This window comes from Phyllobacterium sp. CL33Tsu, from assembly GCF_900113985.1.
Taxonomy (GTDB): domain Bacteria; phylum Pseudomonadota; class Alphaproteobacteria; order Rhizobiales; family Rhizobiaceae; genus Phyllobacterium; species Phyllobacterium pellucidum.
This window is the reverse complement of sequence record NZ_FORJ01000004.1, coordinates 91376-106947: the sequence shown is the minus strand read 5'-3', so window position 1 is coordinate 106947 and position 15572 is coordinate 91376. Positions and strand designations below refer to the sequence as shown.

The following is a 15572-nucleotide window of genomic DNA, read 5'->3' as shown; positions in this document are numbered from 1 at the left end:
CATGTCTCCGGTCAGGTATTGCGGGTTTGCGACAGACGCGATTTCAACCATTCCGTAAACGCTGTCTGGGCCGGATGCTCGATTTTGGCATAGTCGGTGACGAGGAAATAGGATTTCGGCGACTTGATGCTGAGGTCGAAGGGCCGGATCAATTGGCCGGCCCGCATTGCCTTTCGGCAGGTCAGTTCGTCGCCCATGGCGATTCCCTGCGCGGTGATCGCGGCAGAAAAGACAAGGTTCATATCCGAGAACACGATACCCCTTTCGGAGTCCGGATTATCGACATTCGCGAGCGCGAGCCAGCGCGTCCAATCCTCGAAATCGTCGAGGTGGAGAAGGGGCGCGCGCAATATGTCCTTGGGTTCGGCAAGGCCCCCAAGATTATTGAGCAAAACCGGACTGCAGAGCGGCGTGAATTCGACCTCGCAGAGCAGTTCCACCGAGCGGTTCGGCCAATTGCCGTCGCCGAAAGCGATGAACAAATCGACGCTTGCATCGGTAACGTCATCGAGTTTGCGGGGGGTGAGGATGCGTAGCGCAATGTCCGGATATTTTTCCTGAAATTCAGCGATGTGGGTGCAAAGCCACAAGGACGCAAAGCCGGCCGTGCAACTGACGCACAGCGAACCGCCGGTGCTCGCCGAGCTTTGCCGGCCGCCAGCATCGTCGATCACGATCAGCGCTTTGCGCACGTCATTGGCATATTTGCGCCCGCGAGGCGTCAGCATCACGCCCTTGCCGTCACGCTGCAGCAGTTGAAAGCCGAGATCGCGTTCGAGCAGACGCAATTGATGACTGACCGCGCTGCGAGTCAGGTGCAATTCCTCCGCGGCCCGCCAGACGCTGCCGTGCCGGGCGAAGCTTTCCAATGCACGCAGCGCCTGGGTCGATGGGATGCGCATGAATAGGCCTTGAAGACAAAGAGGTGAATGGAATTTGCACGTTTTGAAAAAACATATCACTTTTTGTCCCGGCTTCCAGATGATTATCTCCCGCCAGCGGGAGAATGTTCATGGTTACGGCATCAGCGACGACGGCACGAGATTTTGTTGACGGGCGCGCCTCCGACCTTTCCACCTGGACCCGTACCATCTTCGATTTCGGCGAAACGGCATGGCGCGAGTATCAGTCAGCCGACTGGTACGTGAACCGGCTGCGTCAGGAAGGATTCGATGTGGAGGCGGGGTCTGGCGGCATGCCCACCGCTTTCTGCGCCCACTGGACCAACAAGGCCGGGACTAACTCCAGGTCGCCCACGATCGGGATGTATGCCGAGTATGACGCCGTACCCGGCAATTGCCAGGACGCCACCACGCAAAAGCGTCCGCGCCCTGGTCTTGGCGAGCACGCAGGCGGGCATACCGATCCCCATTCGGGCCTTGGAATTTCCGGACTTGGCGGACTTCTTGCAACCAAGGCTGCAATGGAGCGCCACGGCATTGCCGGGACGCTGCGATTTACCGGCGAGCCCGCCGAAAAGGTGCGGGGATCGAAGCCCATCCATGCGGCCAAGGGCTATTATGACGGCCTCGACGGCATGATCTCTTTCCATCCGTTCTACATGCTGCCGATGTGCAATACGGTGCGCTGGGATACGCATTGCGGCGCCGCCTATTCGATGATCTACCGCTTTGTCTGCGATCAGCCGGAACGTTGGGGGCTCAGCGATGGCGCGCCTATCCCCCAGTCGCACTCGGCGGTGCGTGCTCCCGGCGCCAATGATGCGCTGATGCTGATGTACTTCTCCTCCAAAGCGCTCCGCGATTCCATGCTGCCGCATCAGGGCGGCTGGTCGATCAGCGAAGCGATCCTGACCGCCGGGCAGGCCACAGCCGACAACCTTCCCGCTGCTCTCGCCGAAATCCAGTACATGATGCGCGTTCCGACGATCGCGATGGCCGAGCAGATCACCGCTGTGCTTGACCGCAATGCCGAGCATGCGGCGGCCATGTCCGGCTGCCGTGTCGAGCGTCACTGGGTTTGCAAGTCGCGGCCGGGGCTTGCCAATCATGCGATGGCGAATATCACGTGGGAGGCGCTCCAGGCGGTCGGCGCCCCCCGCTGGAGCGATGCCGCAAAGGCTATCGCACGCGAGATACAGGCCAATGTCGGCATCGACCCGATCGCCGAGCCGTTTATCGACGAGTGCGAGCGGCTGATCGCACCGCAGGAGGCCGAGGCGATCTTGCGGCGCGACTTGCCGCCCTCGCAGCTCAATTCGACGTCGGATGATTACACGGACATGACGTGGCACGCGCCGACGGTCCGCTTCTACGTGGCGCGCCCCGCACTGAAAGCACCGAAAGGCTTTGCCTATCCGGGTTGGGTGATGAATGCGCTAGGCGGCATCCCGGAAACGATCGATCCGATGGTCAATTGCGCTGCGAAAACCGTGGCGCTGACGGCCTTGCGGCTTCTCGAGGACGAGAGCGCCAGAACGCAGGCGAAGGACGAATTCATTGAGCGAACGGGCGGAGGCATTGGCGGATCGAAGTGGGTTGCCCCGCTTTGCGATTATGAACCGCCGATTCGTTTCCGTTGGCCGGAATATGTAACAACGGCGCGCGGGCGCGAATGGTGGATACCAACCGCCGCCTAACGAGGAGAATTGTCATGACACGGCACGAACAGGACCTTGCAAGCGAAAGCTTCACTTTGAAACGCCGCAACTCCAACGGCGGGACCAAACCGCTTTCAGGCTGGGGATTTCGCAACGAGACCGATCCGCTAACCGACGTTCTCCTCGGCTCGCCGGCGTTCCTGCGGCACATGGCGACAAGCTCGCTGTCGCGCAAGCATTTGCGTGAAGCGCCGTGCAATATCCAGGCGGCGCAGGCGCAGCACAAGGAACTGGTTTCCGCTTATGAACATTTCGGCGTCAAGATCCATTGGCACGAGCCGGAGCCGGAACTGCCTATGCAGGTCTATTCGCGCGATTCCAGCGTGATGACCCCTTACGGCGCGATCATCACGGCAATGGCCAACTGGTGGCGTCGCGGCGAAAACTATGCGGCGATCCGCACCTATGAACGGCTCGGCATCCCAATCTACGATATGGTGACGGCAGGGACGTTCGAGGGCGGCGATTTCAACGTGATCGAGGAGGGCTGCGTGCTCATCGGCTGCGGCGGCGCACGAACCCAGGAAGAGGGCGCCCGCCAGGTCGAGGAATGGTTCCGCAAGGAAGGCTGGGAAACCCGCCTTGCTTTTATCGACGAATATTACGTCCACATCGACCTTATGGTCGTGCCGATCGCGCCGAAATTGACGGCCGTCTGCCTTGCCTGCACGGAGCCCGGCATCGTCGACTGGCTGAAGGCAAAGGGGCACGAAATCATCGACGTTCCGTTTCAGGATACAATGAACCTCGGCTGCAACTTCATGTCGCTCGGCAACGACCGGGTTATAGCGCCCTCGTCGAGCAAGACGCTCATCGACAAGCTCAAGGCGACGGGATTCGAAGTCGCCTCGGTCGACATGAGTGAAATCTCCAAGACCGGCGGTGGCATCCATTGCATGGCGCAGGCGCTGGTGCGGCAAGCGGCCTGATCAGTAATAGGCGGCGGTCCTGTCGAGAAAATCGTGAAAATGCACGATCACGCCGTTTGCGTCGATGAAGATCACCGCGTAGGCAGGCGGCTCGTGCGTGTTGGCGATGCGGTCTGGCGAAAAATCGAGCGCCGACTGATGGTTGGTGCCGCGCAGGACGCTGACCGGAATGCCGCGCCAGCTTCCCGCGATCGGGCGATGCGCGTGTCCGGCAAAGATGTGCCGGACATCGCCATGCTCGCGCAGCAGCGGATAAAGCGCCTCAGCTTCTATGATGCCCATGCGGTCGAGCAAGGGCATGTGTATCGGAAACGGCGGATGATGCGAGAACAGGAAGACAGGGCGATCTGACGCTTCGTCCAGACGATCGCTAAGCCAGGCAAGCCGCGCCTCGTCAAGTCGTCCTTCCGGCCGGCCGGGAAGCAGCGTATCGAGCAGGATGAGGCGCCCCTCGCGCGTATCTTCGATACCTTGTACGAAACCCCCATGCGTTGCGGCCTTGTCGAAGACACGCAGGAAGTTCTCGCGGTTATCGTGGTTGCCGAGCATCAACCGGTAAGTAGGTACCAGTTCGCTCAAAGCACCCGCCAAAGCCCTGTAGGTGATCTCTTCCCCGGTCTCACTGAGGTCGCCGGTGAATATCACCAGTTCGGCATCGGAATGGTTGCGGTTGATATCCGCGACACATGCCTCGAGCCGGGCCAGAGGGTCGAGGCCGCACAGGGTTTCCCCCGGCGTTACCAGGTGGAGGTCTGTTACCTGCAATATCTTCATCGGATTCGCTCGTGTTCGGACCTGGATTTGGCGGTTGCGTTACGGGTGCTGCCGCGCAGGACAAGTTCGGTTGTGAGCCGGTCGTGTGCCGGCGGACGGTCCGGTTCCGACCCCCGTTGATCGAGAAGCGCTACCGCATGGGCGGCCATCACGGTGGCATCCTGCCGGAAGGTGGTGAGATTGAAAGAGTCCCATTGCGCTTCGGGAATGTCGTCGAAGCCGATCACCGACACATCGCCGGGTATTGTGAGGTTCGTATGATGGGTGATGTAGTCGATAAGCCCGAAAGCAACGAGATCGTTGACGCAGAAAACAGCATCCGGTCGCTTCACGCCGGAGAACAACTGCTGGGCAGCCTCTTGACCGCCGGAATAGTTGGAGTTGCTGCCATTGCCGATCATTACCTCGGCGCCGCGTAGTTCTCCTTCGTGTCGAAATCCGTGCTCGCGTTCGATGGTGGTCGGCGTGCGCGACATCGCACCGGCGAAGCCCAGCCGTTTTGCACCACCGGCTAGGAAAAACCGGGCGGCTTCGCGTCCCGCGCCCTCATTGTCGATGTTGACGTCGTCGGCCCCCGTTTCTGAACGTCCGAGCACAATGAGCGGTTGACCATTGCGGCGGGCAAGATCAACGAAGGATGAGGGCGGGGAACCGGACAGAATGATCGTTGCCTCGGCACGGTAGCCGAACAGCGTCTTCTGGGCGGCAACAAGTTCTTCTTCGGTATTGCCGGTATTGATAACGATCGGAACGCTGCCGCGCTGAATCAATGCCTTGGTAAGGGCCGCAACAAGGTGGGAGCGATAGCCAAGCTCGGGGTTGGTGACGACAAGGCCGACAAGCCGGCTCTTGCGCGCCAGCAGACCGCGGGCGAGGTCATTGACCTGGTAGCCGAGCGCTTCGGCGGCCTCCATGATTTTTTCGCGTTTCTTGGCGGAAACACTGGCCCCAGGCGTAAAGGCGCGCGACACCGCCGAGCGCGAAACGCCGGCATACTTTGCCACCTGCAGCGCACTGACGAACTGCTTGTCATCCTTCGACGTTTTTTTGTCCTTGGATTTCATTTCTAATGTCCGACCTTGGATAGTACGTCCGCCCGCAAGAATCCCTCCACAACCAGCATGAAGCCTATCGACGGCACGAGCAACAGAAGAGCGGTGATGGATGCAATCTGGTAATTGCCCCCGGCGCCCGCCGTATAGAGCAGCAACGGCAGGGTGTTCACATCCGGCGCGCCGACGAAGTAGCTGCCGGTGAATTCGTCGAGCGATTCCAGAAACACGAAGATGGCGCTGGCGAGGAGGCCGGGAGCCGCGAGCGGCAATGTTACATCGCGAAACGCGCGCATAGGGCCGGCGCCGATCGAGCGCGCTGCCTCCTCAAGATCGACGTCAACTGCTGCGAAGGCCGCCGTTGCAATCCATACCGCATAGACCAGCCCATGTGTCACATGGACGAGCACGACGCCGGTTATCGTACCGTTGAGGCCGATCTCATAGAAGAAGCGGGCAATGTTCACATAAACAGGCAGGTTGGGAAACGCCTGCGGTATCAGGAATGCCAACAGGATCAGCCCGCGGAAGGGCAGCTTAAGGCGTGACAGCGCATAGCCCGCCGGGATGGCAAGGACCAGCGATACGAGGACGGTGAGCGATGCGATAAGGATGCTGGTCGCGAGCGAGGACATGGCGTTGCCGCGCGACGAGAATACCCGTTGCCAGAAGCTGAACCCATATTCGAGCGGGAGCATATGCGGGAAATACCATTTTTCGGCGACTGTCCAGAGGACGAGATTGGTAAGGGGGCCGAAGATGATGAAGGCGATGAGGCCGAGAACAACGGCGCGCGGCAGCCACCAGAGATCGAAGCGAGCCGTCATGACCGCTCCTTCACCGAATGACGCAGATAAATGAGGGCAACACCCGCCGTCAGCAACAGTGATATCATCCCGAGCGCATTGGCGACGCCGTAGTCGCCATGGGCATTGATGCGGAAAGCGATATCCGCCGTAAGCATGGTCGGCGACTGGGCGTTTATCATCAAGGGCACCGAAAGCACCGACATCATCGTCACGAATGACAGGATCAGGCCGACGAGCAGTGTGCCGGCAACCTGCGGCAGCACGATTTCTATGAGAATGCGCAAACGCGATGCACCGAGATTGCGCGCCGCCTCGATGGTGCTGCGGTCGAGCGAGGCCATCGCGCCCGCAAGGAGGAGCGTCACGAAGGGCGTCTGCTTCCAGACGAAAGCGATAACGATGCCGCGCCAGTCCAGAAATCCTGTTGTTTGCAGAGGTGTCAATATGCCGAAACTGACCAGGACATTGTTCATCAACCCGTTCTTGGCGAGAAAGGTGCGCATGACCTGGCCGACGACGATGAACGGGATGAACATGGGCCAGCGATAAAGCCAGCGCAGCACCGCCACGGCGCGTGGATTTTCGCCGAGGGTGAGGTAGCCGCCAATGGCAATGGCAATGATGCCGATGAGAGCCGTCGAAATCGCGACGATGACGAGCGTAAAGATCATGTCGCTCGAATAAATATCGAAGGATTTGGCGAAATTATCCAGGCCGAACCGGTCGCCGACCTCGAACGCGCCGATGATGGAGGCCGCGAGCGGGACGATGAAAAACAGTAGGATCATCGCCAGAGCGGGCAGGACGAGCAGGAGGGCTAGAAGACGTTTGGGCATGAACTGGTCCGGATGAGGAGTGGCCGCCGGGGGGTGCCGGCGGCCCAGTTGCTATCAGTTGGCGACGTTCTTCTCATAGGCTTCGAGGATGGCCTTGTTATAAGGCGCGATCGGGAAGGGCTTGCCCTTGCTGGCCAGGTCATCAGGCGTGATATCGACGAAGAGCTTGTCCCAGCTCGCCTTGTCCAGTTCCGGCTGCACGAATTTCGCGTCGATGCCCGGATACCAGTTGAAGCGCTTGACGATGCCATCGGCCTGCACTTTCGGGCTGGTTGCCAGTGCAACGAACTTCTCGGCGAGTTCCGTATTCGGGCTTTTGGCGGGAATAACATAGTGCATGGGCTGGCCCGGCATGCCCGGAGCAGGCAGGATCAGTTTCATTTCCGGCGGAAGCTTGCCGTCCGCTTTCCACGAATAGAACATATCGACCCAGACCGGACCCATGGCGATTTCGCCGCGGCTCAGCATGTCGAGTGTCCCGGCATTGCCAGGCGTGAGCGTCGCGTTGGTGGTAAAATCCTTGAGGCTGGCGAAAGCCTTGTCCCACTTTTTGGTTTCGGCTTCCTCGAAGGGTCCGTTCATCAGCTTTGTCGCATCGCCATCGCCGAAAGCATAGATCCAGCCCATGACGAAGCTGACCCCAGAAGCGCCGCCCTTGATGCCGTTATAGCCGAACTGCTTCGGATTTTCCTTGGCCCAGCTTACGAGCTCCTGATAGCTCTTCGGCGGGTTGGGCACCGTGGCCGGATTGTAGGCAATGGCGGTCTGGCTCGAGAACATGGGCATGACATAGCCATCGACATTGGCGCCGAGCGCAAGCTTCGCCTTTTCGCTCGTCACCATCTCACCGGACGGAATCTTGGATTTGTAGGCTTCAAGGTAGCCGTCGGCGACGAGGGGTCCGGCGAATTTTTCGTGGACGACAGCGACGTCCACATCCCACTTGTCTGCGTTGGCTTTCGCCTGCGCGTCGAAGCGCTCGACGATCTTCTGCGAACCGGCATCGCCTGGGCCCGTTCCGACAACGCGCACCTTCGCGCCGGGATTTTCCTTCTCGAAGAGCGGAGCAAGGTAATCATTCACATAATCGACCATGTTCTGGTCGCCTGCGGTCACGACAGTAAGATCCGCGGCGGCCGCCGGTGTTGTGGCGAGGCCGAGGATGATCGAAGCTTGAAGAAGATGTTTCATTCCGTAACTCCCTGAGCAAGATTTGGTTATCAACTCTATTCCCTGGCGCACTTAGGTAGGGCGCCATAACTCCGTGCGAACGCCATCACGCGTTGAAGATGAAGAGCGAACTCTCCGGCACATGTACCTTCACTGTTTCGCCCTGATCGAAGGGCCGGTCGGCGTCGACGAGAATCTCCTGGTTGCCGAGATGCACGGCATGTCGCCAATGTCCGCCGGGATAGGTGACGCTTGCCACCTGGCCGCGCAACTCGAGGGCGCCAGCTGCGGGCGTCGTCTTCTCGCCGTTGCGGACGAGGCTCGCGGCCTCGGCGCGAAAACGCAGTTCAACCGGCCCGCTTGTGACGTCCCGGCCGCCACGTCCTGTCACGGTCGGTGGGCTCATCGCGCTCTCCATCAGCTCGATATGTTCGCCGCTCACCCTTGCCTGCATTGTCAGAAGGTTTTCGGCGCCCATGAAGGCGGCAACGAAGGGTGAAGCCGGCTTGTTGTAGACGTCTTCGGGCGTTCCCTGCTGTTCGATGCGCCCCGCATTCATGATGACGATGCGATCGGCCATGACCATGGCCTCTTCCCGATCATGGGTGACATGAATGGCGGTGATGCCGAGCCGCTTCTGCAGCGAGCGAATTTCATGGCGCACTGTCAGCCGGATCCGCGCATCGAGGTTTGACAAGGGCTCATCGAGGAGCAGGATTTCCGGATCGATCGCCAGGGCCCGGCCAAGCGCCACGCGCTGGCGTTGGCCGCCTGAAAGCTGGCCGGGTTTGCGACTGCCAAGGCCGCCAAGGCCAAGCAGTACCTGCATTTCGGTCACACGCTTTTCTATCTCACCACGCGAGCGCCCCTGCAGCTTCAGTCCGTAGCCGATGTTCTGCGCGACCGTCATGTGCGGCCACAGGGCGTAGGATTGAAAGACGAGGGCCATGCCGCGTTTGTCCGGGGGCAATTGCGTCACGTCGCGTCCGGCGACCGAGACTGCTCCGGCCGAGGGTTTGGCAAAGCCGGCGATTGTTCTTAAGAGTGTCGTCTTCCCGCAGCCGGACGAGCCGAGGAGCGCTACGAATTCGCCCTTGCCGATCGAAAGGTCAAGATCGGTCAGGACGGTTGTCCCGCCATAGCCCACACTGAGATTCTCTACCTTGAGAAAAGCCTGCCCGTTCATTTTCTTCCCCGTATTGCACAGCTGCGCAATTATTTTCCTTGTACTGTCTTTTTATAACAGTCCCGTGACAAGCGAAAAATTCAGTGAAGCGTTTTTCGCCTGCGGGCAGCCATGACGCGGCAGGTTCGTCCAACCCTTCGCAACCTGCGTTAAATCGTAACAATTGCGTGACCGACAGTTGATGGCTGGCCCGCGCCCCGCGAAAAACCCAATTGCCGCCTATAGGTGGGACGTGAAACGAAGTCGTGCACCTTATGAATATTACAAAACTATAATTTGTAATGGGCTGCCGGAGGGGTAGTTCTGACATGTTCGATAGAGTTCGAGAAAGAGAACACGTCATGAAGCGTATAGGCCTTGTGATCGCAATTCCGGTCATGATCGGCGTCGGCTATTTTCTCGCCTATCCCGAACTCTCGCTTCGTGCCTCTGCACCGGACAAGGGCGCAATGCCGACAGGCTCGCTCTCCGCAAGCGGGGGCAATGCACAGGCGCAGACAAAGAAGCGCAATGCGATCGTGCCACTCGTCGTGGTTGCAGAGGCGAAGAAAGAGGACGTTCCGGTTACGAAAACGGTCGTCGGGTCGATCGAGCCCATTGAGACCGTCGCGGTTCGCCCGCAGATTGATGGCGTCGTCGTCGAAAAGCACGTCATCGATGGCCAGATGATCAAAGCCGGCGACGTGCTTTTCAAACTGGACGATCGAGCGCTCAATGCAACGCTTGCCAAGGACCAGTCCTTGCTTGCGAAGGATGAAGCCAGCCTCGTGTCGGCGAAACTCGATCTTTCGGGCGCGCAGGATCTTGCCAAGCAACGTGTGGGTACGGACCAGCAGGCCTACCAGGCGGATGCCGCGGTAAAGGTAATCGAGGCGACGATCGATATGGACAAGGCGCAAATCGCGGCGGATCAGGTCCAACTTTCTTATACGACGATCAAGGCTCCGATCGACGGCCGCGTCGGGGTCGTCAATACCTCCGTCGGCAATCTGGTACGCACCGCCGATACGACGAACCTTTTGACGATCACCCGCATGGCTCCGCTGCGCGTCGCGTTCACGCTTGCCGAAAGCGATTTGCCGGCGTTGCGGGCGGCGGTGGCCAGTCATCCGGCGTCCGTCCAGATCGAGCTTCCGGGCAGCAATGATGTTATCGCGACCGGGACGCTCAACTTCATCGATTCCAGCGTCGACACCGCATCCGGCACCATTGTCCTCAAGGCCGATATTGCCAATGAGGATGGAGCGCTTTGGCCCGGGCAATATGTGAAAACCGTTGTCGATCTCAGTCTGCAGAAGGACGCGACGACTGTCCCCCTTATCGCCGTGCAGCAGGGCAATAGCGGCTCATTTGTCTTCCTTGTCCATCCCGACAAGAAAGTGGCTATGCAGAACGTGACGCTCGCCAATACCGTCGGCGAAACCGCTGTCATCGCGTCGGGCATCCAGCCTGGCGATCAGGTCGTGGTTGACGGCCAATTGCACCTCCAGGACGGGGCGACTGTGCAGACGACGACGAAGGAGGCGCAAGCAGCCCCCGTGCCAGACCCTGGAAGTGACAACAAGGCGCTGCCCGTCGAGGCCGCCCAATGAACCTTTCGGCACTCTTCATCCGGCGGCCGATTGCGACGATATTATTATCCGTCGCACTCGCAGCTTCGGGGATATTTGCCTATAAGTTCCTGCCGGTTGCGGCGCTGCCGCAGGTCGATTTTCCCATCGTAACGGTTTCGGCGAAACTGCCTGGTGCATCGCCCGATACGATGGCCAACGCGGTCGCAACGCCGCTCATCAAGCAGTTTTCGACGATCCAGGCCATTTCGACGATCAGTTCGACAAGCACGCTCGGCTCGACCCAGATCACGCTCGAATTCGATCTCAACCGCGACATCGACCAGGCCGCAGCCGATGTCGAAGCGGCGATCGCCAGTACGCTCCGCCGCCTGCCGCCGAATATGACGACCCCGCCGAGCTACCGGAAGACCAATCCTGCCGATGCACCGGTGGTTCTCGTTGCGTTGCAGAGCGACACGATGCAGCTCTCGAAGCTCGACGACTACGCCGAAAATGTCATGTCGCCGGCTTTCTCGACAATCAGCGGTGTTGGCGAAGTCCAGGTCCTGGGTACCAAGCAATATGCGGTGCGCGTCGAAGTCGATCCCAATGCGGCAACGGCGCGCGGCATCGGCCTCGACGAATTGACCACCGCGGTGGCGGCGAAGAACTCGATTGCTCCGGTCGGCACCATATCGAGCCCGACGCAGCAGGTGGCGATCCAGGCCAATACCCAGGCGGAAAACGCTGATACTTTCCGTCAGATCATCGTTGCCGCGCCCAACGGAAAGATGGTGCGGCTCGGCGATGTAGCGCGCGTCATCGATTCGGTGGCGACGACCCAGACCGAAAGCCGCTATGACGGCAAGCCGTCGCTGGTGCTGGCCGTGTTCCGGCAGCCCGGCGCCAATACGGTAGACGTGGTGGACCGCGTGCGCGAAATCCTGCCGCAGTTCGAAAAGGATCTCGGCCCATCGGCCAGCATTCATATCGTCAACGATCGTTCGGCATCCATCCGCCAAGCCGTCTCCGATGTGCAGTTCACCCTGCTTCTGACGATTGCCCTTGTTATATTGGTGATCTTCGTCTTCTTGCGCCGGCTCTCCGCTACGCTGATACCGGTCGTTGCGGTTCCCCTGTCGCTCATCGCCACGCTCGGGGCGATGTATGTCCTCGGCTTTTCCATCGACAATATTTCGCTTCTGGGTCTGACACTTTCGGTGGGTCTCGTCGTCGACGACGCCATCGTCATGCTCGAAAACATAACCCGGCATATCGAAGAGGGGATGCCCCCATTCGAAGCGGCGCTGAAGGGCAGCGAGGAGATCGGCTTCACCATTATTTCGATCACCACTTCGCTGGTGGCGGTGTTCATTCCCATCCTTTTGATGGGCGGCGTCGTCGGACGCATATTCAATGAATTCGCGGTCGTCGTCACCGTTGCGATCTGCGCCTCGGCTCTTATATCGCTCACGCTGACGCCGATGCTCTGCAGTCATTTGCGCGGCCACCAGAACGAGACGGAAAAGAAGAAGCCACCCCTGACCGAACGCGTATTCGACGCCGTTCAAGGAGGCTATGGGCGCTTGCTCGACATTTGCCTGCGTGCCCGCCCGGTCATCCTTGTCGTTTTCCTTCTGACCGTTGTCGCCACGGTCTACCTCTTTTCGACGATCAACAAGGGCTTCCTTCCGACCGAAGATATCGGACAATTATCCATCTCGACGGAAGCACGGCAGGACATCTCTTATGATGCGATGGTGGCACTGCAAAAGCAGGTGGCGAGTGCCGTATCCGGCCGTCCCTATGTTGCCCATGTGGTTTCCAGCGTAGGCGGCGGTTTCAACTCCGCAAGCCTCAATCAAGGGCGGCTGTTCGTGGAGCTGAAGCCGAAGTCCGAACGGATGCCGTTGGAAGAACTTCTGCGTGACCTGCGGCAGACGCTGGCAAAAATTCCGGGCATTACCAGCTATCCCGTCGCCGTTCAGAACCTGCGTATCGGCGGCGTATCCTCGAATGCACAGTATCAATATGTACTGCAGAGTGTCAGTTCGACGGATCTCTATCCCTGGTCGCAAAAAATGCTGCTCGCCATGCAGCAGGAGCGGCAGACATTCGTGGATGTGTCGAGCAATCTGCAGAACAATGCCCTACAGGCCAACCTCGTCATCGATCACGACAAGGCACAATTGCTCGGCATCAATTCGGACCAGCTTCGTAATACGCTTTATTACGCGTTCGGCACGAACCAGGCATCGACCATCTTCGCCACAGGCGACAGCTACGAGGTCATCGTCGAGCTTGACCCCGATATTCCGTGGACAGCCGACAAGCTCGACCAGATGCAGATCCGCTCGACCACGACCAACAAGCTCATTCCGCTTTCTGCCTTCGCCCGGGTGGAGCGCACCACGGGTCTCCTTGCAGTCAACCAGCTCGGCCAGCTCCCCGCAGTCACGATCTCGTTCAACCTGCCACAGGGCGTGTCGCTCGGTCAGGCGATACAGGAACTCGACACACTGAAGACCCAGCTCGGCGTGCCAACGACGATAACCTCCACCTTCACGGGAACGGCCCAGGTATTCGAGCAATCACTGGCAAATCAGGGCTTGCTTGTCGGCGCGGCGATTCTGACGATCTATATCGTGCTGGGAATTCTCTACGAGAGCTTCGTTCACCCGCTGACCATCTTGACCGGACTGCCCGCTGCTGCCGCCGGCGCGCTGGCCACTCTCGAGCTCTTCGGCTACGACCTCAGCGTCATCGCCATCATCGGCATCCTGATGCTGATCGGTATCGTCAAGAAAAATGCCATCATGATGATCGACTTCGCGCTGGTCCGGCAAAGGGCGGGCGAAACGTCGCTTGATGCCATCCGCGAAGCGTGCCTTGTCCGTTTCCGGCCTATCATGATGACGACGCTTGCTGCATTGATGGGCACAATTCCAATCGCGATCGGTGCAGGCGCAAGTTCCGAGTTGCGTCAGCCGCTCGGTGTCGCGGTCGTCGGCGGACTCATCGTTTCCCAGATACTTACGCTGTTCATCACGCCGGTGATCTTCCTCTATATGGAAGACCTGTCGCGGCTTCTCGGCAAGGCCGCAAAGCGGCTGTCGCGTAGCGCCCATATTCCCGAGGCCGCAGAGTAACGTCCCCGCAACCTGCTCAAAACATAGGCAAATCGCCGCCCTTACGTGTCGAATTTTTGAGCGTAGGCCGATATATATGTCATCGGCGAAAGGCATCGGGTCGTCGGCGGGCATGAGCCGTTCAAAGGAAACCGGCGATTCCTCGATTTTGCCCGGCGCTCCACACCCATCGCGTCAGTTGGCACACAAATTGCTTTAATGAAATCATCCAGCAAGTCGCGCCCAAATCAACGAGACGCTTGCGGCAGGATCACTAGGCAAATTACGTGTGAGAGAACGCAAAATGACAAAATACAAGCTCGAGTACATCTGGCTCGACGGTCACGAACCGGTACAGAATCTTCGCGGCAAGACGCAGATCAAGGAATTCGCGGAATTCCCCACGCTTGAACAGCTTCCTCTCTGGGGCTTCGATGGCAGCTCCACCAATCAGGCCGAAGGCCGCAGCTCGGATTGCGTGTTGAAGCCGGTTGCCGTTTATCCGGATCCGGAGCGCACGAACGGCGTTCTCGTCATGTGCGAAGTCATGATGCCAGATGGCGTCACACCGCACGTTTCCAATAAGCGCGCAACCGTCCTTGACGATGACGGCGCCTGGTTCGGCTTCGAACAGGAATACTTCTTCTACAAAAACGGTCGTCCGCTCGGTTTCCCGGAAGCCGGTTACCCGGCGCCGCAAGGGCCGTACTATACAGGCGTTGGTTATAGCAATGTCGGCGACGTCGCCCGCAAGATCGTTGAAGAACACCTCGACGTGTGCCTTGCTGCCGGCATCAATCATGAAGGCATCAACGCCGAAGTCGCCAAGGGCCAGTGGGAATTCCAGATTTTCGGAAAGGGCTCCAGGAAGGCTGCCGACGAAGTCTGGCTCGCACGTTACCTGATGCTCCGCCTGACCGAAAAGTATGGAATCGACATCGAATGGCACTGCAAGCCGCTCGGCGATACGGACTGGAACGGCTCGGGCATGCATGCCAACTTCTCGACCACCTACATGCGCGAAGTTGGCGGCAAGGAGTATTTCGAGGACCTGATGGCAGCATTTGAATCGGCGCGCGCCGATCACATCGCCGTCTATGGCCCGGACAACCACATGCGCCTGACGGGCAAGCACGAAACTCAGTCGATCCACACGTTCAGCTACGGCATTGCCGACCGTGGTGCCTCGATCCGCGTTCCGCACAGCTTCGTCAACAGCGGCTACCGCGGTTATCTGGAAGATCGCCGTCCGAATTCCCAGGGCAACCCCTACGAGATCGCTTCGCAGATCCTCAAGACGATCGCTTCGGTTCCGGTTGAAATCGAGCAGCGGCTCGCCGCAGCGGAATAAATCCATTGTCACGGCGCGGCGTTTTGCTGCGCCGTGACATTTCAGATTGTTCGATAGTCCCGAACAGGGTCCGGTCAGACATTGCGCGAAACTGGAGCAAATTAGCTCTGGCGCCCAAAAACCTCACTCGGCAACGCCGCTTCGCGCGTTGACTGAATCGTGAT

12 protein-coding genes are annotated in these 15572 nt (G+C 59.3%); 5 read left to right on the top strand and 7 right to left on the bottom strand.

The window, feature by feature from the left end; genetic code table 11:
- Nucleotides 1–11: 11 nt before the first annotated feature.
- On the bottom strand, nucleotides 12–902 hold the full coding sequence (locus BM074_RS15515) for a LysR substrate-binding domain-containing protein (RefSeq protein ID WP_027232079.1): 891 nt from the start codon (nucleotides 900–902) through the stop codon (nucleotides 12–14).
- 110 nt (nucleotides 903–1012) lie between these two features.
- Between BM074_RS15515 and BM074_RS15510 the strand changes: the two genes are divergently transcribed.
- Together BM074_RS15510 and BM074_RS15505 are read left to right on the top strand one after the other, a co-directional pair.
- Nucleotides 1013–2599, top strand: coding sequence for a zinc-binding metallopeptidase family protein (locus BM074_RS15510; protein ID WP_091923179.1), 1587 nt, complete (start codon nucleotides 1013–1015; stop codon nucleotides 2597–2599).
- A gap of 14 nt (nucleotides 2600–2613) precedes the next feature.
- Nucleotides 2614–3549, top strand: a complete 936-nt coding sequence (locus BM074_RS15505; RefSeq protein ID WP_091923177.1) for a dimethylarginine dimethylaminohydrolase family protein — start codon at nucleotides 2614–2616, stop codon at nucleotides 3547–3549.
- On the opposite strand, the gene BM074_RS15500 is transcribed toward BM074_RS15505, so the two are convergent.
- From BM074_RS15500 to BM074_RS15475, 6 genes are all read right to left on the bottom strand, one after another.
- Nucleotides 3550–4323: a phosphodiesterase gene (locus BM074_RS15500; protein WP_091923175.1), complete on the bottom strand. Its 774-nt coding sequence runs from the start codon at nucleotides 4321–4323 to the stop codon at nucleotides 3550–3552. It lies immediately after the preceding gene.
- Nucleotides 4320–5387, bottom strand: coding sequence for a LacI family DNA-binding transcriptional regulator (locus BM074_RS15495; RefSeq protein ID WP_091923173.1), 1068 nt, complete (start codon nucleotides 5385–5387; stop codon nucleotides 4320–4322). Before BM074_RS15495 ends, BM074_RS15500 begins: the two co-directional genes overlap by 4 nt.
- A gap of 2 nt (nucleotides 5388–5389) precedes the next feature.
- On the bottom strand, nucleotides 5390–6202 hold the full coding sequence (locus BM074_RS15490; protein WP_091923172.1) for an ABC transporter permease: 813 nt from the start codon (nucleotides 6200–6202) through the stop codon (nucleotides 5390–5392).
- Nucleotides 6199–7020, bottom strand: coding sequence for an ABC transporter permease (locus tag BM074_RS15485; RefSeq protein WP_091923170.1), 822 nt, complete (start codon nucleotides 7018–7020; stop codon nucleotides 6199–6201). Before BM074_RS15485 ends, BM074_RS15490 begins: the two co-directional genes overlap by 4 nt.
- 54 nt (nucleotides 7021–7074) lie before the next feature.
- Nucleotides 7075–8211, bottom strand: coding sequence for an ABC transporter substrate-binding protein (locus tag BM074_RS15480; RefSeq protein ID WP_091923168.1), 1137 nt, complete (start codon nucleotides 8209–8211; stop codon nucleotides 7075–7077).
- A gap of 85 nt (nucleotides 8212–8296) precedes the next feature.
- The gene (locus BM074_RS15475; protein WP_091923167.1) at nucleotides 8297–9376 is read right to left on the bottom strand and encodes an ABC transporter ATP-binding protein; all 1080 of its coding nucleotides are present in this window, start codon (nucleotides 9374–9376) and stop codon (nucleotides 8297–8299) included.
- A gap of 341 nt (nucleotides 9377–9717) precedes the next feature.
- Here BM074_RS15475 and BM074_RS15470 point away from each other — a divergent pair, with 341 nt between their 5' ends.
- The 3 genes from BM074_RS15470 (at nucleotide 9718) to BM074_RS15460 (ending at nucleotide 15408) form a co-directional block, all read left to right on the top strand.
- Nucleotides 9718–10968 carry an efflux RND transporter periplasmic adaptor subunit gene (locus BM074_RS15470; protein WP_175499043.1) on the top strand — a complete coding sequence of 417 codons (1251 nt, stop codon included), beginning with the start codon at nucleotides 9718–9720 and terminating at the stop codon, nucleotides 10966–10968.
- The gene (locus tag BM074_RS15465; protein WP_091923164.1) at nucleotides 10965–14078 is read left to right on the top strand and encodes an efflux RND transporter permease subunit; all 3114 of its coding nucleotides are present in this window, start codon (nucleotides 10965–10967) and stop codon (nucleotides 14076–14078) included. Before BM074_RS15470 ends, BM074_RS15465 begins: the two co-directional genes overlap by 4 nt.
- Before the next feature lie 283 nt (nucleotides 14079–14361).
- On the top strand, nucleotides 14362–15408 hold the full coding sequence (locus BM074_RS15460; RefSeq protein ID WP_091923162.1) for a glutamine synthetase beta-grasp domain-containing protein: 1047 nt from the start codon (nucleotides 14362–14364) through the stop codon (nucleotides 15406–15408).
- Nucleotides 15409–15572: the final 164 nt, after the last annotated feature.